The sequence below is a fragment of the Pseudomonas antarctica genome, from assembly GCF_900624995.1.
In the GTDB taxonomy this organism is placed as follows: domain Bacteria; phylum Pseudomonadota; class Gammaproteobacteria; order Pseudomonadales; family Pseudomonadaceae; genus Aquipseudomonas; species Aquipseudomonas antarctica.
In genome coordinates, this window is sequence record NZ_UYXQ01000003.1 from 208,575 (window position 1) to 227,264 (window position 18,690).

An 18,690-nucleotide genomic window follows, 5' to 3' on the forward strand; every position below is an offset into this window, starting at 1 on the left:
GGACCGCTTCAGCGCAAATTGCGAACTGGTATCAACAAAGGCTGGCGATAATAGCAGACCAGACCTTTGCTGAACACCAATCACCTTCATAGCCCTGATACATTCCATTAATCGGCCTGACGACGCAGGAATGCCGGGATGTCCAGGTAGTCCAGGTCATCTTGCGGATTCGGGCTACGGGACGCCGCAGCACCGGCCTGAGCCTGGTTGCGCATCACGGTCGGACGGTCCAGATCACGGTAGTTCACAGACGGCAGTTCCTGGCGCGCAGGCGCAGGAGCGGCAGCTTGCTGGCTAGCGTGGCTGTTGTGGCCGGTGTGAACGGTATTGTCGATCACCTTCACAGGCTTCTCGATTTTTGCACCCAGGCCGGTAGCAACAACGGTCACGTGCAGTTCGTCGCGCATGTCTGGATCGATAACGGTACCGACCTTGACCATCGCGTGCTCGGAAGCGAAGGCTTCGATGATGCTACCCACGTCGGAGTACTCACCCAGGGACAGGTCAGGGCCGGCGGTGATGTTCACCAGGATGCCGCGTGCACCTTGCAGGTTCACGTCTTCGAGCAATGGGTTGCGGATCGCCGCTTCAGTGGCTTCACGTGCACGGTTCGGACCGCTGGCGCAGCCAGTGCCCATCATTGCCATGCCCATTTCGCTCATCACGGTACGTACGTCGGCAAAGTCGACGTTGATCATGCCTGGGCGTTTGATGATGTCGGAGATACCGCGAACGGCACCGGCGAGTACATCGTCAGCCTTGGCGAAAGCGGACAGCAGGCTCGCGTCCTTGCCCAGGATGGTCAGCAATTTCTCGTTGGGAATGGTGATCAACGAGTCGACGCTTTCAGACAGCAGACGGATGCCTTCGTCGGCGATCTGCATGCGTTTGCGACCTTCGAACGGGAACGGACGCGTTACGACTGCAACGGTCAGAATCCCCATTTCCTTGGCCACTTCGGCAATGATCGGCGCAGCACCCGTACCGGTACCGCCGCCCATGCCGGTGGTGATGAACACCATGTTGGTGCCTTGCAGCACTTCAGCAATACGCTCGCGGTCTTCCAGCGCGGCTTGACGGCCGACTTCCGGATTGGCGCCAGCGCCGAGGCCCTTGGTCACCGCTGTGCCCAATTGCAGGATGGTCCGCGCGCCGATGCTTTTCAGCGCCTGGGCATCAGTGTTGGCGCAGATGAATTCAACGCCTTCAATGTTGCTCTTGACCATATGGTTGACAGCGTTGCCGCCGCCACCGCCGACACCGATCACTTTGATGACCGGGCTGGCGGGGATGTTGTCTACGAGTTCGAACATGTTCCCTCTCCTTTCGTTATCTCTAGTTTTTTCGCCTACTGCTTGAAACGGTGTTGCGGTAAATCTTAAAAGTTGCCTTGCACCCAGCTCTTGATGCGATCGAATAAAGGCGCTTTGGCCTCTTCGTCGCCGCGATAGCTGTCACGGATACTCGGTCCCGACAGGGAAATGCCGTCGGTCTGCTTTTGCAGCCCGTACAACAGCAAGCCCACACCGGTGGAATAAATTGGGTTGCGCACCACGTCGCCCAGGCCTTTGACGCCATGAGGCACGCCCAGACGGACTGGCATGTGGAAGATTTCCTCGGCCAGTTCGACCGCGCCTTCCATCTTCGAGGTGCCACCGGTCAGCACGATGCCGGCCGGGATCAAATCTTCGTAGCCGCTGCGACGCAGTTCGGCCTGGATCAGGGTGAACAGCTCGTCGTAACGCGGCTCGACCACTTCGGCCAGCGCCTGGCGCGACAGCTCACGCGGCGGGCGATCACCCACGCTCGGCACCTTGATGGTTTCACCGGCACCCGCCAGTTTGGCCAGGGCGCAGGCGTAGCGGATCTTGATTTCTTCGGCGTACTGGGTCGGTGTACGCAGCGCCATGGCGATGTCGTTGGTGACTTGGTCGCCAGCAATCGGGATCACGGCGGTGTGACGGATCGCACCCTCGGTGAAGATCGCGATGTCGGTGGTGCCGCCGCCGATATCCACCAGGCACACGCCCAGTTCTTTTTCGTCGTCGGTCAGCACCGAGTAGGCCGAAGCCAACTGCTCGAGAATGATGTCGTCGATTTCCAGGCCGCAGCGGCGCACGCATTTTTCAATGTTTTGTGCAGCGTTGACGGCGCAGGTCACCACGTGAACCTTGGCTTCCAGACGTACGCCCGACATGCCCAGCGGCTCGCGAACGCCTTCCTGGTTGTCGATCACGTAGTCCTGCGGCAGGGTGTGCAGCACACGCTGGTCAGCCGGGATCGCCACGGCCTGGGCCGCGTCGAGTACACGCTCAAGGTCAGCCGAGCTGACTTCACGGTCGCGGATCGCCACGATGCCGTGGGAGTTCAGGCTGCGGATATGGTTGCCGGCCACACCGACGAACGCTGAGTGAATCCGGCAGCCGGCCATCAGCTGCGCTTCTTCAATGGCGCGCTGGATCGATTGCACGGTGGACTCGATGTTCACCACCACGCCCTTCTTCAGGCCCCGGGACGGATGCGTGCCGATACCGACGATTTCGATAACACCGTCTTCCCCGACCTCGCCGACAAGCGCCACCACTTTGGAGGTGCCGATATCGAGACCGACGATCATTTTTCCGCTTTGCACGTTTGCCATGGGTCCTGCCTCTTCTTAATTCTTCGCGACAGCGGGTTTGGCTGTCGTCGGCGCAGCGGGTTCACGCCAGCCGACGGCCAGGCCGTTGGCGTAACGCAGATCGACGCTCGCAATGTTCGTAATCTGTTCTTTCAAGGTCTTGTCATAGATGGCAATAAAGCGGCGCATCTTTTCCACCAAGCGGTCGCGTCCCAGCAACAACTCGATGCCCGGGCCGGAACTGCCTGCCCCGGTGGTCAAAAACCAGCTGCCCCGCTCACGCAATTCCAGGCGTGCGATGGAGAAACCCAGTGGCCGCAGCATCTGGCTCAAGGCCTGGTACTGCTGCATCACTTGCTGTTGCGCCCGCTGCGGCCCGAACAACTGCGGCAGGTGCTCGTAGTTGGCCAGCTCACGCGGGGTGAACGCCTGCCCCTGGTTGTTCAACAGCGCGCCATCGCCCCAACGGGCCACGGGCAGTTGTTCTTCCAGGCGGATCGTCACCTGGTCCGGCCAGACGCGGCGGACTTCGGCGTGAGCGATCCATGGCATCTGTTCCAGCTCCCGGCGCATACCGGCCAGGTCGATGGTAAAGAAGCTCGCCGCCAGGTACGGGCCGATGCGCTGCTGCACCGCTTGCTGGCTGATGTAGCTCAAGTCGCCCTGCACGCTGATCTTGGTGATCGGCCGGTCGGCATACGGCAACAGGCGCTGTGCACCTTCGTAAGTACCGAAGCCCAACGCCACCAACAGCACCGGCCAGAACAGCGCTTTGAGAAAACCAAAGTTGGCTTTCGGCAGGCGCGCCGACATCGGCTCTTTAGCCACCATCCGGCTGGCACCCCGAGGCACCGGCTTGCGGCCGGGTGCTTGTGGGGGCTGATGACGAAGCGATGCGCCGTTCATGTGTTTAGCCTCTTGGCTCAATGCTTGCGGCCAGGATCGACAGCACCAACTGCTGGAAATCCAAACCGGCGGCACGGGCTGCCATAGGTACCAGGCTGTGATCGGTCATACCGGGAGCGGTGTTGACTTCCAGGAACCAGAAATCCCCTTGGTCATCCTGCATCACGTCTGCTCGCGCCCAACCGGCGATACCCAGCGCCTCACAGGCTTTCGCCGTGAGGTCCATCAATTCCTGTTCCTTGGTTGCGTCGAGGCCGCAGGGGATCCGGTACTGAGTATCGCAAGCCACATACTTGGCGTCGTAGTCGTAAAAAGTGTGGGGCGTGCCCAATGCGATAGGTGGCAATACCTGGCCACGCAGGGTGGCGATGGTGTACTCGGGACCTTGGATCCACTGTTCCACCAACACTTGCGAATCGTAGGTACTTGCCGCTTTCCATGCGTCGATCAATTCGGCGGCCGAGTTCACTTTAGCCATGCCGATACTGGAGCCTTCATGGGCTGGTTTGACGATCAAAGGCAGACCCAGTTCCTTGGCTGCAGAAATACAATCGTCTTCGCTGCACAACACGCTGTGACGCGGGGTTGGAATACCCAGGCTGTGCCACACCTGCTTGGTGCGCAACTTGTCCATCGCCAGTGCCGAGGCGAGGATGCCGCTGCCGGTATAGGGGATGCCAGCGCACTCAAGCAGGCCTTGCATGCTGCCGTCTTCACCGCCACGGCCGTGCAGGATGATGAAGGCACGGTCGATCTTCTCGGCCTGCAGACGAGCAAGGAAATCATCACCCACGTCAATACCGAACGCGTTCACACCGGCGCTTTGCAGTGCTTGAAGTACAGCATTGCCGGACTTGAGCGAAACTTCACGCTCAGCACTCTTGCCGCCGAACAGCACGGCCACGCGGCCGAAGTCGGCAGGCGTAAAGGTGGAAAACAGGGCGTCGTAATTCGAGGTCATTTCGACTTCCCCTTTTGCGCAGCAAACAGCGGGCTGGCAAGCAGCTTAGGCGCGAGACCGCCGATGTCACCGGCGCCCTGGCACAGCAGGATGTCACCGGCACGCAGCAGCGGTTTAACGATCGGCGCCAGGTCCACACCACGCTCGATGTAGATCGGGTCCAACTGGCCACGTTGACGAATGCTGTTGCACAGCTTGCGGCTGTCGGCGCCCGGGATCGGCTCTTCACCGGCCGGGTAAACTTCCATCAGCAGCAGCACGTTGGCATCGGCCAATACATTGACGAAATCGTCATACAGGTCGCGTGTGCGGCTGTAGCGGTGCGGCTGGTAAACCATCACCAGGCGGCGCTCCGGCCAGCCACCGCGTACGGCTTTGATCACAGCCGCAACTTCGGTCGGGTGGTGACCGTAATCGTCAACCAGCATGACGTCGCCGCCTTCTACCGGCAGTTGGCCGTAGACCTGGAAGCGCCGGCCAACACCGGCAAAGCGCGACAAGCCTTCGACAATGGCTTCATCGCTGACGCCCTCATCGGAGGCGATGCAGATGGTCGCCAGCGAGTTGAGCACGTTGTGGTTGCCCGGCATGTTCACCGAAACATCCAACGGCTCACGGTCAGGGCGTAGCACAGTGAAGAAGGTTTGCATGCCTTCCTGACGCACATTGATCGCGCGCACGTCGGCGTCTTCGCTGAAGCCGTAGGTCACGGTCGGACGCTTGACCTGCGGCAGGATTTCACGCACCACCGGATCATCCAGGCACACCACGGCCAACCCGTAGAACGGCAGGTTGTGCAGGAACTCGACGAAGGTTTTCTTCAACTTGTTGAAGTCACCGTCGTAGGTCGCCATGTGGTCTTCGTCGATGTTGGTGACTACCGCGACCAGCGGCTGCAGGTGCAGGAAGCTCGCATCACTTTCATCGGCTTCGGCAATCAGGTAGCGGCTGGTGCCGAGCTGGGCATTGGTGCCCGCTGCATTCAGACGGCCACCGATGACAAACGTCGGGTCCAGGCCACCGGCGGCGAACACCGAGGCGATCAGGCTGGTGGTGGTGGTTTTGCCGTGCGTACCGGCGACGGCGATGCCGTGGCGATAGCGCATCAGCTCAGCGAGCATCTCGGCGCGCGGCACCACAGGAATACGGCGCTCAAGGGCGGTGGCCACTTCCGGGTTGGCGGTGTTCACGGCACTGGAAACCACCAGTACATCGGCCTCGGCGGCGTTCTCGGCACGGTGGCCGATAAAGATCTGTGCACCGAAGGACTTCAGGCGGTCGGTGACCGGCGACTCTTTCAAGTCGGAGCCGGACACTTGGTAGCCCAGATTCAGCAGCACTTCGGCAATCCCGCACATGCCCACGCCGCCGATACCGACGAAGTGGATGCGACGGATGCGGCGCATTTCCGGTTGTGGCATGGCTTTCTGATTCTCAACCATGGGCCACCTCCAGGCAGATATCGACCACGGTGCGGGTTGCATCAGGTTTGGCCAGGCGGCTTGCGGTGCTCGCCATGCTGTTGAGTCGTTCCGGTTGCATCAAAACCTCAGTCAGGCGTGCGGCCAAATCGGCGGCGCCAGTCGTTCTTTGCGGCAGCAGGAAGGCAGCGCCCTCCCCGGCCAAATATTCGGCGTTGCGGGTCTGGTGATCGTCAATCGCGTGGGGCAAAGGCACCAGCAAGGACGGCAGACCGGCGGCGGCCAGTTCACTGACGGTCAACGCACCAGCGCGACAGACCACCAGGTCGGCCCAGCCATAGGCTTGGGCCATGTCTTTGATGAAGGGCTGTACATTCGCCTCGACCCCAGCCTCGTGATAGCGGGCTGCGGTCACTTCATCGTGATTCTTGCCGGCCTGGTGGAAGATCTCCGGGCGCAATTCCACAGGGAGTTGCGCCACGGCTTCCGGCAGCAATTTGTTCAGCGGCTCGGCGCCAAGGCTTCCGCCGAGGATCAGCAAATGCGCCTTGCGCCCGGCCAGTGCCGAGCGGGCAATGTCCATAAACAGCTCAGTGCGCACCGGGTTGCCGGTGGTGCGGCGTTTGTCCGACACGCTGAAGGTGTTCGGGAACGCTTCACACACCCGCGCGGCCAACGGCACCAGCAGGCGGTTCGCAGTACCGGCGACGGCGTTCTGTTCGTGCACGATCACCGGCACGCCAGCGAGCTTGGCCGCCACACCGCCAGGGCCGGTCACATAACCGCCAAAACCGAGCACACACACCGGCTTCAATTCACGAATGACTTTACGCGCCTGCCACACCGCCTTGAGCAACACAAACGGCGCCTTGAGCAGGGACAACTTGCCCTTGCCACGCAGGCCCGTGACGTTGATCAAATGCAGCGGCAAGCCGGCATTCGGCACCAGTTCGTTTTCGATACCACGCGGCGTACCCAGCCAGTGCACGGTGTAGCCACGGTTCTGGAATTCACGCGCGCAGGCCAGGGCCGGGAATACGTGCCCCCCGGTGCCGCCCGCCATGATCAGCACGTTAGCGCCCATGGGTCGGCTCCTCGGCAAAATCGCTCTCGCTAAATTCCATCTCTTCGCTGCCCAAGTGGGTTCGACTCTCCCACTCGATGCGCAGTAATAACCCGAGACACGCGCAGCAAATCACCAACGAACTGCCGCCGTAACTGAGGAACGGCAAGGTCAGGCCCTTAGTCGGCAACAGACCGACGTTCACTCCAATGTTGATCAGGAACTGGCCGATCCACAGGAATGACAAGCCATACGCCACATACGCGGCGAAATACTGTTTGGCCTTCTCTGCCCACAAGCCGATGTACATGCCGCGTACACACACGAACACGAACAGCGCGACAGTGCACAGTGAACCGACCACGCCGAGTTCTTCGGCGAGTACCGAGAACACGAAGTCGGTATGCGCTTCCGGCAGGTAGAACTGCTTCTGCACGCTGTTGCCCAGACCCACACCCAGCCACTCGCCGCGACCGAAGGCGATCAGCGCCTGGGTCAACTGGTAGCCGGAACCGAACTGGTCGGCCCACGGGTCAGTAAAGGTAATCAGACGGGCCATCCGGTAAGGTTGCGCCTGCACCAGTACTGTCACGGCGGCCACGGCCAGCACCACCATCAAGGTGAACCGGAACAAGCCAACGCCGCCCAGGAATAGCATCGCCGCAGCCGCGCCCATCATCACGACGGTGGCACCGAAGTCGGGCTCCATCAGCAACAGACCAGCCATCGGCAGCAACACGATGAATGGCTTGAAGAAACCCATCCAGCTTTCGCGGACTTCTTTCTGGCGACGCACCAAGTAGCCGGCGAGGTAGATCACCACGAACACCTTGGCGATTTCCGACGGCTGCACGTTGAACGCACCGAAACCGATCCAGCGCATCGAACCGTTCACCTCACGGCCGATGCCGGGGAGGATCACCATGATCAGCAAGCCGAACGCACCGATCAGCATCAGCCAACCCAGGCGCTGCCAAGTGGCAATCGGGATCATCATGGTGACGATGCACGCGCCGAGACCGATCACCAGATACACCAAGTGGCGGATCATCATGTACAGGGTGTTGCCCGACTGCACGGCGGCCACTTCGGAGGACGCCGACGTGATCATCACCAGGCCCAGACCGAGCAACGCAAGGCAACCGGCGAGCATCGGGAAATCAAGGTCGATGCCACGGCCGGTGATGATCGGCGACGGGTACGGCTTGATGATATTTCTGAAATTCATGCCAAGGCCTCCACGGCGCGGGCGAACAGCTGGCCGCGCTCTTCGTAGTTCTTGAACATGTCGAAACTGGCGCACGCCGGCGACAGCAGCACTGCATCGCCCGGCTGGGCCAGGGCTTTGCATTGAGCGATGGCGTCGTCCAGGGACGTGGCACGTACTTGTGGCACGGCGTCACCGAGGGCGGCGGCGATCAAACCGGAATCCCGCCCCATCAACACCACGGCGCGGCAATGGGCAGCCACTGGACCTTTGAGGTCTTTGAAGTCAGCACCTTTACCATCGCCACCGGCGATCAGCACCAGCTTGCCGTCGATATCGGTGCCAAGACCTTCGATGGCCGCCAAGGCAGCCCCCACGTTGGTGGCTTTGGAATCGTTGTAATAGCTGACGCCATTGAGGTCGCGGACCCACTGGCAGCGGTGCTCAAGGCCGGCGAAGGTGCGCAGGCTTGCGAGCATGGCATCGAACGGCAGGCCCACTGCGTGACCGAGTGCTAACGCCGCCAGGGCATTGGACTGGTTATGCGCGCCACGGATCTTCAGTTCACGCACCGGCATCAGGTTCTGGAATTCGAAGGCCAGGTATTTCTCGCCGTTCTCTTCGCGAATGCCGAAAGCCTTGAAGTCGGGTTTGCCCAGGCCGAAGGTCCAGCACGGCAAGCCCTCGCCCATCAGCGGACGGCTCAGGGCATCCTGACGGTTGACCACCACTTGCTTGGCCCCGCGGAAGATCCGGTGCTTGGCCAGGTGATACGCCGGCAGGCCGCTGTAGCGGTCCATGTGGTCTTCGCTGACGTTCAACACGGTGGCGACTTCCGCGCCCAGGTCGTGAGTGGTTTCGAGCTGAAAGCTCGAGAGTTCCATCACGTACAGCTCCACATCATCATTGAGCAGATCCAGCGCCGGTGTGCCGAGGTTACCGCCCACGGCCACGCGCTTGCCGGCCGCAACGGCCATCTCGCCAACCAACGTGGTCACGGTACTTTTGGCGTTGGAGCCACTGATCGCCACAATCGGCGCCTTCGCGTTACGCGCGAACAGGTCGATGTCGCCGGACAACTTCACGCCACGTGCGGCGGCGGCTTGCAGGGCCGGTGTGGCCAGTGCCAGGCCCGGGCTCACGTAGAGCTCATCGGCGCGGCACAGAAACTCGACATCCAACTCGCCACAACGCACTTCCACGTGCGGGTAGTCACGGCGCAGCGTGACCAGCTCCGGTGGATTTTCCCGCGTATCGGCCACGGCAAACGACGTGCCCCGGTTCGCCAGGAAGCGAACCAGGGACATGCCGCTCTTGCCGAGGCCGACAACGATGCGGAAGTGGTCTGAAGCGATCAGGGACACTCGTTTCTACCTCAGTTTCAGGGTGGCAAGGCCGACCAGAACAAGAATCACGGTGATGATCCAGAAGCGGACGATCACGCGTGGCTCAGGCCAGCCCTTGAGTTCAAAGTGGTGGTGAATCGGCGCCATACGGAACACGCGGCGCCCGGTCAATTTGAAGGAAGCCACCTGGATGACCACCGACAGGGTTTCCATCACGAACACACCGCCCATGATGAACAACACAATTTCCTGGCGAACGATCACTGCGATGGTGCCCAAGGCTGCGCCCAGCGCCAGTGCGCCGACGTCACCCATGAAGACTTGTGCGGGGTAGGTGTTGAACCACAGGAAGCCCAGGCCGGCACCGATCAGCGCGCCGCAGAAAACAATCAGTTCACCCGCGCCCGGTACATACGGAATCAGCAGGTACTCAGCAAACTTTACGTTACCCGACAGGTAGCAGAAGATGCCCAGCGCACCGCCGACCATCACCGTCGGCATAATCGCCAGGCCGTCGAGGCCATCGGTCAGGTTTACCGCGTTGCTGGAGCCGACAATCACGAAGTAGGTCAGCACCACAAAGCCGATGCCCAGTGGAATGCTGGCGTCCTTGAGCATAGGAATGATCAAGGTGGTTTCAACCGCGCTTGGCGCGGTGGTGTAAAGGAAGATCGCGGCGGCAAGGCCGAACACCGACTGCCAGAAATACTTCCAGCGGCTTGGCAGCCCCTTGGAGTTTTTCTCGATCACTTTGCGGTAGTCATCGACCCAGCCGATGGCACCGAACAGCAAGGTCACCAGCAGCACCGTCCAAACGTAGCGGTTATGCAGGTCGGCCCACAGCAAGGTGCTGATGCCAATGGACGACAGGATCAGCGCGCCGCCCATGGTTGGGGTGCCGGATTTGGACAGGTGCGACTGCGGGCCGTCATTACGAACCGATTGACCAATTTGCAGGTTCTGCAGGGTGCGGATCATCCACGGCCCGAGGAACAGCGACAGAGACAGCGCGGTCAGTACACCCAGGATCCCGCGCAGGGTCAGGTACTGAAAGACCGCGAAGCCTTTGTGGAACTGTTGCAGATACTCAGCCAGCAGCAGCAGCATTAATGTTTCTCCGTACTTGAGCCACACAAGGCCGCGACGACGTTTTCCATCACCGCGCTGCGCGATCCCTTGATCAAAATGGTTGTGTGTTGGTCTTGTTCAGTCGCAATCAATGCCTGGATCAACTCGGCCTGGGTTGCGAAATGCCGCGCGCCGAGGCCGAAGGCATCAACGGCGTGAGCCATGTTCGGGCCGACTGCGTAGAGCGCATCGACGTTGCCTGTGGCGTAGACGCCGACTTCGCGATGGGACTGTTCGGCCCAGTCGCCCAGTTCGGCGATATCGCCCAAGACCAGTACCTTGCGACCGTCGAAGCTTTTAAGCAGGTCGATGGCGGCACAAATCGAGGACTGGTTGGCGTTGTAGGTGTCATCAATCACGCGCATGCCATTGGTCGCCAGTTGCGCAACCGTGCGGCCTTTGACCGGCTGCACCGCGCCCAAACCGGTGGCGATGCCAAACAGCGACACGCCCAGGGCATGCGCGGCGGCAGCAGCGGCCAAGGCATTAGCGACGTTATGGTTGCCGAGCAGGTTCAACTGCACGTGTTCGTCGCCTAGCGGGGTGTGCAGCGTGAAGGATGGGCAGCCACGCGCGTCGACAGTGATGTTCGAGGCGTGAAAATCAGCCGCCGCATTCAGCACAGCAAACGTCAGCACCTTGCGACCGGCGGCGCGTACACGCCAGGTCTCGAAGGCCTTGTCGTCGAGATTCAATACAGCAGTGCCGGACGCATCGAGGCCTTCAAGGATTTCGCCCTTGGCTTCAACGATTTTCTCCGGGCCGCCAAACTCACCCACGTGGGCGGTGCCGGCGTTGTTGATAATCGCAACGTGGGGCTTGGTCAGCGCCACGGTGTAGGCGATTTCGCCGATGCGCGAAGCACCCAGCTCGATCACCGCCGCAGTATGTTCCGGGGCCAGTTCAAGCAGGGTCAACGGCGCGCCGAAATCATTGTTCAGGTTGCCACGGGTAGCGAGCACCGGCCCGCGTGTGCGCAGGACACCGGCGAGCAATTCCTTGACCGTGGTTTTGCCGCTGGAGCCGGTGATGGCTGCAACTGGCTTATCAAAGGCAGCGCGGTTCAATGCCCCCAACTGGCCCAAGGCCAAACGGGTGTCAGGAACCAGCAATTGCGCCAAGGTGGAATCCGCCACTTCACGCTGCACCAAGGCACCCACAGCACCTTTGGCGACGACATCGTTCAGGTAGTCGTGGCCATCAAAACGCGGGCCTGCCAACGCGACGAACAGTTGCCCCGGCTTGATGTTGCGGCTGTCGATACTGACGCCATTGAAACTGCAGTCGCTCGACACTACACGGGCCGACAAGGCCTGGGTCAGTTCGCTGAACTTCATCGCTTTAAGCATGGGCGACCTCCCAAGCGGTCAGGGCGTGATCGGCCTCGACCAGATCGGAGAAAGCATGGCGTTCGCCGTTGATTTCCTGATAGTCCTCGTGACCTTTACCGGCCAGCACTACTACGTCGTCAGCACTGGCACTGGCGATCAGTTGGGCGATGGCGGCGCCACGACCGGCGACGAAAGTGGCCTTGGACGCGTCTTTGAAGCCCACACGAATGTCGTCAAAAATCTGGCTTGGCGCTTCGCTGCGTGGGTTGTCGTCGGTGACGAGTACGCCATCGGCCAGGCGCTCGACGATCTCGGCCATCAACGGACGCTTGCCGCGATCACGGTCACCGCCGCAGCCGAACAGGCACAGCAACTTGCCCTTGGCATGGGGGCGCAGGGCTTCGAGCACTTTTTCCAGGGCGTCCGGGGTGTGGGCGTAATCGACCACCACCAGTGGCTGCGAGCCGCCGCCCAAACGCTGCATGCGACCGACCGGGCCTTCGAGCTTGGGCAGCACACGCAGGATTTCATCCAGCGCGTAATCCAAGCCAAGCAGTGCGCCAATGGCGGCCAGCAGGTTGCTCAGGTTGAAACGCCCGAGCAAGGTGCTGCGCAAATGGTGCTCGCCCTGAGGCGTGACCAACGTGGCGAGCACACCCTCATCATTAAATTGGGCCTCGCGGCAGTACAGGTACGCGCTGGCATCTTCCAGGCTGTAGCTGATCAGGCGCGCTTCGCTGTCTTGCGCAGCCAGCTGGCGACCGAATGCGTCGTCCAGGTTCACCACCCGGCACCTCAAGTCATTCCAGGCAAACAGCTTGGCCTTGGCGGCGGCGTAGGCCTCCATGGTGCCGTGGTAGTCGAGGTGATCGCGGGACAGGTTGGTCATCACTGCCACATCGAACGCAAGAGCGGTAACGCGGCCCTGATCAAGGCCGTGGGAAGAGACTTCCATGGCAACCGCTTTGGCACCGGCCTTTTTCAGGTCAGCCAGGGTCGCTTGCACAGCAATAGGGTTTGGTGTGGTGTGCAGGCCGCTTTGCAGCGCGCCATAAAAACCAGTGCCCAGGGTGCCGACAATGCCGCAATGCTGACCGAGCAGGTCAAGCGCCTGCGCGACAAGCTGGGTCACGCTGGTCTTGCCGTTGGTGCCGGTCACGCCGATCAGGTTCAGTTGACGGCTCGGGTCGCCATAAAAGCGTCCGGCGATATCCGACAATTGCGCAGCCAGGCCCTTGACCGGAATCAACGGCACGTCAGTGATCGGCAGCACGGTGGCGCCTTCGACTTCATACGCCACCGCTGCCGCGCCACGTTGCAGGGCATCGGCGATGTGCGCACGGCCATCGAACTTGCCGCCAGGCACCGCCAGGAACAGGTCACCGGCGCGCACATTACGGCTGTCCAAGGTCAGCTCGCGAATCAGCAGATCGCGTCCGGCATGGGCAAAAATCTTGTTCAAACTAAGAGACATCAGCCGCGCCCTCCGTTGGCTTTGGCAGCCGCGGCCGGTGGTCCGGCGTTCGCTTGTTGGGTAGGCGGCAGGTTGTCCGGCGTGATGTTCATCAGACGCAACGTCCCGGACATCACTTTGCTGAACACCGGCGCCGATACCAGACCACCGAAGTAACCAGCCTTGCTCGGCTCATCAATCACCACAACGATGGCATAGCGCGGGTCGCTCATCGGGCCGAAGCCGGCGAACAGCGAACGGTACGAGTTTTCGGCGTAGCCCTTAGTGCCGACCGATGTCTTACGTGCAGTACCCGACTTGCCGGCCACGTGATACGCCGGCACCCGGGCACGGAATACACCGCGCGGCGCTTCGATCACTTGTTGCAGCATGCCTTGCATGGTTTTGGCGACGCTTTCCGGAATCACCTGGGTGGCTTTCGGCGCTTCGTCGACGTGAATAAGGCTCAGCGGAACCATGCGGCCATTATTGGCCAATACAGAGAAGGCATGGGCCAATTGGATCGCGGTCACCGACAGGCCGTAGCCATAGGAAAGCGTGGCAGTCTCGGCTTTTTTCCACTCGCGGTAGTTCGGCAGGTTGCCCACGCGCTCGCCGGGGAAATCCAGGCCGGTGGGTTGGCCCAAACCGATTTTTTGCGCCAGGTGGTAGATGGTTTCGCCGCCGATATCGAAAGCGACTTTACTCATGCCCACGTTACTGGAGTTGATCAGGATACCTGTCAAATCCAGCACTGGGCCTTCGCTGCGGGACACGTCGCGAATGGTGTATTTGCCTAGCTGCAGGGTGCCCGGGTAAACCTCGACTTTATCGCTTGGTTTCCAGCGCCCGGTCTCCAGGGCGGCACTCATGGAGATGGCTTTCATGGTCGAACCGGGTTCGAACACGTCGATCATCGCGCGGTTACGCATCATCGCCGGCTGCAGGTTGCGTCGGTTGTTCGGGTTGTAGGTCGGTTGGTTGACCATGGCCAGGATCTCGCCGGTCTTGACGTCCATAATCACCAGGCTGCCGGCCTTGGCACCGTTTTCGATGATCGCGTTACGCAACTCGCGGTTGGCCAGGTATTGCAGGCGCAGGTCAATCGACAACGCCAAGGGCTTACCGGCCTTGGCGTTTTTGGTGACCTGGACATCCTTGATCAGCCTGCCACGCCGATCCTTGATGACCTGCCGTTTGCCGGGAACCCCGGCCAGCCATTCATCGTAGGCGAGCTCCACGCCTTCGCGGCCGTGGTCATCGATGTCGGTAAAGCCGACCATATGGGCGGTGGTTTCACCGGCCGGGTAGAAACGACGAAATTCCTCGATGCCGTAAACACCGGGGATTTTAAGGTCGAGCACTTGCTGGCCTTGCTCAGGGGTAAGCCCGCGAACCAGGTAGATGAATTCTTTATTGGCCTGGGCTTCCAGGCGTTCAGACAAGGCTTTTGGATCCTGGCCCAATGCGGCCGCGAGTTCCGGCCATTTGTCCTTGACCACTTGTAATTCTTTGGCGTTGGCCCACAGCGTGGTGACCGGCGTACTCACGGCCAGAGGCTCACCGTTACGGTCGGTGATCAGTCCGCGGTGTGCAGGAATCGGGATATGCCGCAGGCTACGGGCATTACCCTCGCCGATCAGGAAGTCGCGATCGATCACTTGCAGGTCGATAATCCGCCAGACAATCGCGCCCACCATCAATGCCAGCAAGCCCAGCATCAGACGGAAGCGCCATGGGTAGAGTGCGCCCTCAAGTTTCATCATGGCGCCACCATGCGAACGTCGGCCGCGCTAGGGATGTGCATTTTCAGCTGCTCGGTCGCCAGCACTTCGATGCGGCTATGCGCCGTCCAAGTGCTTTGCTCCAGGATTAACCGGCCCCACTCCGCCTGCGCTTTATCACGCACGCTCAGTTCCCCGTACAGGGTATTGAGCAATTGGCGGTTGTAGTGAGCGCTATAGGACACCGCAATCGCGGACACCAGCACGCCGACAAACAGCAGCAACATAAAGAAGCTGCCGCCCGGGAGGGGCTTGGCGAAAAGCTTGCTCACCGCAGCTTCTCCGCGACACGCATGACGGCGCTACGGGAACGTGGGTTGGCCTTGAGTTCAGCTTCAGAGGCGAACTGCGCTTTGCCATGGATCTTGATTTTCGGCACAAAGGCTTCGAAACGTACCGGCAGGTTGCGCGGCAGGTTATCGGACTCACCCTTGACCAGACGACGCATGAACAACTTGACGATGCGATCTTCCAGGGAGTGGAAGCTGATCACCACCAGGCGACCGCCCACTTCCAGCGCTTCGAGGGCAGCCTCGAGGCCAGCCTCCAAGTCGCCCAATTCGTTATTGACGTGAATGCGCAGCCCCTGAAATGCGCGAGTTGCCGGATTCTTGCCTTTTTCCCACGCTGGGTTGGCGACTTTCAGCACTTCGGCCAAGTCGGCGGTGCGCTCGAACGGCTGGATTTCACGGCGCTCGACCACGGCACGGGCCATGCGACCGGCGAAGCGTTCTTCGCCGTATTCCTTGAACACACGGGTAATTTCTTCGTGGGACGCGGTGGCGATGAACTGCGCAGCGCTGACACCACGAGTGGGGTCCATGCGCATGTCGAGCGGGCCGTCGTTCATGAAGCTGAAGCCGCGCTCCGGGTCATCAAGCTGCGGCGAAGACACGCCCAGGTCGAGCAAAACCCCGGCCACCTTGCCTGCCATGCCGCGCTCGGCGACTTCGGCACCCAGCTCGGCAAAGCTGCGCTGCACAACGACAAAGCGGCCGTCTTCGGCCGCTAGCGCTTGCCCGGTGGCAATCGCTTGGGGGTCTTTGTCGAACCCGAGGAGTTTGCCGTCGGACCCGAGCTGGCTGAGGATCAACCGACTGTGCCCGCCCCTGCCGAAGGTGCCATCCAAATAGCAGCCATCCGCGCGTACGGCGAGAGCCTCAACGGCTTCGTCAAGCAGTACGGTGATGTGGTTAAAACCGCTATCAATAGTCACAGGATCAAATCACGCAGTTCATCAGGCATAGCGCCCGGTTGTTGAATAGCAGCCAGGTCAGCTGCAGAAACAGCATCCCAAGCATCTTCGTCCCACAATTGGAACTTGTTCAGTTGGCCGACCAGCATTGCGCGCTTGTCCAGCTTGGCGTACTCGCGCAGACGCGGAGGCACCAGAAAACGCCCACTGCCATCGAGTTCGAGGTCGACGGCATTACCAATCAGCAAACGCTGCAGGCGGCGGTTTTCTTCACGCAATGAAGGCAGGGCGCGCAACTTGGTTTCGATCAACTCCCACTCATCGAGCGGGTAAACACATAAACAAGGGTCAACGGCATCAATCGTGATGATTAATTGCCCGGAACTTCGCGAAATCAGCTCGTCACGATACCGGCTCGGCATAGCGAGACGGCCTTTTGCATCGAGACTGATAGCGTTAGCTCCGCGAAACACAGATGCGTTTCTCCAAATTTTAGCGTTTTACGTTCAAAAAACCCACTTTGTGCCACTTTCCGCCACTTGCGCACACTATAGGAATGCGCCCACCACACCGTCAAGGCACGGATTCAAGGAAAAGCCTTACAGAACGGAGATTTAGGAACGCAAAAGGAGAAGAAACGCGAGTTCGGGGATGTTTTTGACTCAACAATCGCAAATAGCTCAGATAGCTATGGCTTAAAGTTAAAGTGATTTATTAAGAGTAAGATTTTTTTGGTATTACGAAGACGCATCTGCCAATGATTTGGCAGGGAGGGATTCTTGCGTTACTACCGGGTTTCTGCCCGAGATTCGGACAGAAGGAAAAAAGGTGGAGAGTCGATCTGTAAGCCGGGTTCTGTCTTGAACAGTCATTCGTCTACGATGGCCATCACTGGACATCTTTAGCAACCTACCCGGTCCCAGCGCGGGCCACGCCTTGGGACCCTATTTGGTCTTGCTCCAAGTGGGGTTTACCTAGCCACGAACTGTTGCCAGTCGTGCGGTGCGCTCTTACCGCACCTTTTCACCCTTACCGGCACCGAAGTGCTTAGGCGGTTATTTTCTGTGGCACTTTCCGTAGGCTCACGCCTCCCAGGCATTACCTGGCACTTCGCCCTATGGAGCCCGGACTTTCCTCCCCCCCCTAATTTTCATAGAGGGCAGCGACTGTCCAATCGACTCTCCGCCGCGCAGGTTAACGGCACGGCGGGCTGAGGACAAGTATTAAAAGTGCGGCAATGCCATCACATTCAGACGCAATACCGGTTTGCCCCCGGAACTATTCGGCTTTCTGTTTATCCAGCGCAACCTGATACAACACATTCTTACGCACGCCGGTAATTTCGGCTGCCAGCGCTGCTGCGCGCTTGAGCGGCATTTCCTTGAGCAGCAAATCCAGAATGCGCATGGCCTCGCTGCCCACTGCATCCTCCTCTTGCGGTGCCGTCCATCCGGCGACCAGCACCACGCACTCGCCACGCTGTTGATTGCTATCGCCTTCGACGAAGGCGCGCAGCTCTTCCAGCGGTAGGCCCTTGAGGGTTTCGAAGGTTTTTGTCAGCTCACGCGCCAACAGCGCCAGGCGCTCGCCGCCGAACACCAGCTCCATGTCCTGCAGGCATTCAAGGATACGGTGCGGGGCTTCATAAAAGATCAACGTGCGCGGCTCTTCCTTTAAAGCCTGAAGACGCGCGCGACGCCCAACCGTCTTGGCCGGCAGGAAACCCTCGAATATAAAGCGGTCCGACGCAAGCCCGGCAGCTGATAATGCTGCAATCAGCGCGCACGCCCCCGGAACAGGCACTACATTAATACCAGCGGCACGCGCCTGACGGACCAGGTGGTAGCCAGGATCGGAAATCAGCGGCGTACCGGCATCGGAGATCAGCGCCACATCGTCACCGGCCAGCAGGCGCGTGATAAAACGGCTGCCCTCTTCGCGCTCGTTATGCTCGTGGCACGCAGCTAATGGCGTGCTGATACCAAAATGCTGCATCAATCGTTGGGAGTGTCGCGTGTCTTCCGCCGCGATCAGTTTGACCTCGCGCAACACTTTAAGCGCCCGGGCACTGATATCGTCCAGGTTGCCAATGGGCGTCGCCACGACAAAAAGCGAGCCTGCAGTGGAATTCAAAGGACCTGGAGCAGTCAAAACGCACACCTCGATGGTTGAGAAAAGTCGCATTGTAGCGCGTAGGCGCCTCGATAATATGCCCTCAAGGTCGGCCGTCGATGACTACTCGCAACATTAGCACCACCTAAATCGACGGTTTCAC

General features: G+C 60.3%; 16 protein-coding genes and 1 other RNA gene. All 17 read right to left on the reverse strand.

The genetic code is table 11. The features are described from left to right. Positions 1–107: 107 nt before the first annotated feature. A complete protein-coding gene (gene ftsZ, locus E0F99_RS03870; protein WP_017138180.1) occupies positions 108–1,313 on the reverse strand; it encodes a cell division protein FtsZ in 1,206 nt (401 codons plus the stop codon). 65 nt (positions 1,314–1,378) lie between these two features. Next, on the reverse strand, positions 1,379–2,641 hold the full coding sequence (ftsA, locus tag E0F99_RS03875; protein ID WP_083360073.1) for a cell division protein FtsA: 1,263 nt from the start codon (positions 2,639–2,641) through the stop codon (positions 1,379–1,381). Positions 2,642–2,656: 15 nt separating this feature from the next. Continuing rightward, positions 2,657–3,526 (reverse strand): cell division protein FtsQ/DivIB, encoded by an 870-nt coding sequence (locus tag E0F99_RS03880; RefSeq protein WP_083360074.1) that lies wholly within the window; start codon positions 3,524–3,526, stop codon positions 2,657–2,659. 4 nt (positions 3,527–3,530) lie between these two features. Next, positions 3,531–4,487: a D-alanine--D-alanine ligase gene (locus E0F99_RS03885; protein WP_083360075.1), complete on the reverse strand. Its 957-nt coding sequence runs from the start codon at positions 4,485–4,487 to the stop codon at positions 3,531–3,533. Continuing rightward, positions 4,484–5,929, reverse strand: coding sequence for a UDP-N-acetylmuramate--L-alanine ligase (murC, locus tag E0F99_RS03890; protein WP_083360076.1), 1,446 nt, complete (start codon positions 5,927–5,929; stop codon positions 4,484–4,486). Before murC ends, E0F99_RS03885 begins: the two co-directional genes overlap by 4 nt. Beyond that, complete coding sequence (murG, locus tag E0F99_RS03895) at positions 5,922–6,992, reverse strand: undecaprenyldiphospho-muramoylpentapeptide beta-N-acetylglucosaminyltransferase (RefSeq protein WP_083360077.1); 1,071 nt, start codon at positions 6,990–6,992, stop codon at positions 5,922–5,924. The genes murC and murG overlap by 8 nt, the downstream gene beginning before the upstream one ends. Then, positions 6,982–8,199, reverse strand: a complete 1,218-nt coding sequence (ftsW, locus tag E0F99_RS03900) for a putative lipid II flippase FtsW (RefSeq protein ID WP_083360078.1) — start codon at positions 8,197–8,199, stop codon at positions 6,982–6,984. Before ftsW ends, murG begins: the two co-directional genes overlap by 11 nt. After that, positions 8,196–9,542 carry a UDP-N-acetylmuramoyl-L-alanine--D-glutamate ligase gene (gene murD, locus E0F99_RS03905; protein WP_083360079.1) on the reverse strand — a complete coding sequence of 449 codons (1,347 nt, stop codon included), beginning with the start codon at positions 9,540–9,542 and terminating at the stop codon, positions 8,196–8,198. Before murD ends, ftsW begins: the two co-directional genes overlap by 4 nt. A 6-nt stretch (positions 9,543–9,548) precedes the next feature. Further along, positions 9,549–10,631, reverse strand: coding sequence for a phospho-N-acetylmuramoyl-pentapeptide-transferase (gene mraY, locus E0F99_RS03910; protein WP_058414269.1), 1,083 nt, complete (start codon positions 10,629–10,631; stop codon positions 9,549–9,551). Continuing rightward, on the reverse strand, positions 10,631–12,001 hold the full coding sequence (locus E0F99_RS03915; RefSeq protein ID WP_083360080.1) for a UDP-N-acetylmuramoyl-tripeptide--D-alanyl-D-alanine ligase: 1,371 nt from the start codon (positions 11,999–12,001) through the stop codon (positions 10,631–10,633). Before E0F99_RS03915 ends, mraY begins: the two co-directional genes overlap by 1 nt. After that, on the reverse strand, positions 11,994–13,457 hold the full coding sequence (locus tag E0F99_RS03920; RefSeq protein ID WP_083360081.1) for a UDP-N-acetylmuramoyl-L-alanyl-D-glutamate--2,6-diaminopimelate ligase: 1,464 nt from the start codon (positions 13,455–13,457) through the stop codon (positions 11,994–11,996). The genes E0F99_RS03915 and E0F99_RS03920 overlap by 8 nt, the downstream gene beginning before the upstream one ends. Continuing rightward, the gene (locus E0F99_RS03925) at positions 13,457–15,199 is read right to left on the reverse strand and encodes a peptidoglycan D,D-transpeptidase FtsI family protein (RefSeq protein ID WP_165447601.1); all 1,743 of its coding nucleotides are present in this window, start codon (positions 15,197–15,199) and stop codon (positions 13,457–13,459) included. The genes E0F99_RS03920 and E0F99_RS03925 overlap by 1 nt, the downstream gene beginning before the upstream one ends. Further along, positions 15,199–15,492: a cell division protein FtsL gene (ftsL, locus tag E0F99_RS03930; RefSeq protein WP_058414273.1), complete on the reverse strand. Its 294-nt coding sequence runs from the start codon at positions 15,490–15,492 to the stop codon at positions 15,199–15,201. The genes E0F99_RS03925 and ftsL overlap by 1 nt, the downstream gene beginning before the upstream one ends. Further along, positions 15,489–16,436 (reverse strand): 16S rRNA (cytosine(1402)-N(4))-methyltransferase RsmH, encoded by a 948-nt coding sequence (gene rsmH, locus E0F99_RS03935; protein WP_083360083.1) that lies wholly within the window; start codon positions 16,434–16,436, stop codon positions 15,489–15,491. Before rsmH ends, ftsL begins: the two co-directional genes overlap by 4 nt. Beyond that, positions 16,433–16,888 carry a division/cell wall cluster transcriptional repressor MraZ gene (gene mraZ, locus E0F99_RS03940; RefSeq protein WP_003171868.1) on the reverse strand — a complete coding sequence of 152 codons (456 nt, stop codon included), beginning with the start codon at positions 16,886–16,888 and terminating at the stop codon, positions 16,433–16,435. The genes rsmH and mraZ overlap by 4 nt, the downstream gene beginning before the upstream one ends. Positions 16,889–17,243: 355 nt before the next feature. After that, positions 17,244–17,597: RNase P RNA component class A (gene rnpB, locus E0F99_RS03945), an RNA gene on the reverse strand. Positions 17,598–17,693: 96 nt separating this feature from the next. Then, positions 17,694–18,599 (reverse strand): 16S rRNA (cytidine(1402)-2'-O)-methyltransferase, encoded by a 906-nt coding sequence (gene rsmI, locus E0F99_RS03950; protein WP_162276200.1) that lies wholly within the window; start codon positions 18,597–18,599, stop codon positions 17,694–17,696. Positions 18,600–18,690: the final 91 nt, after the last annotated feature.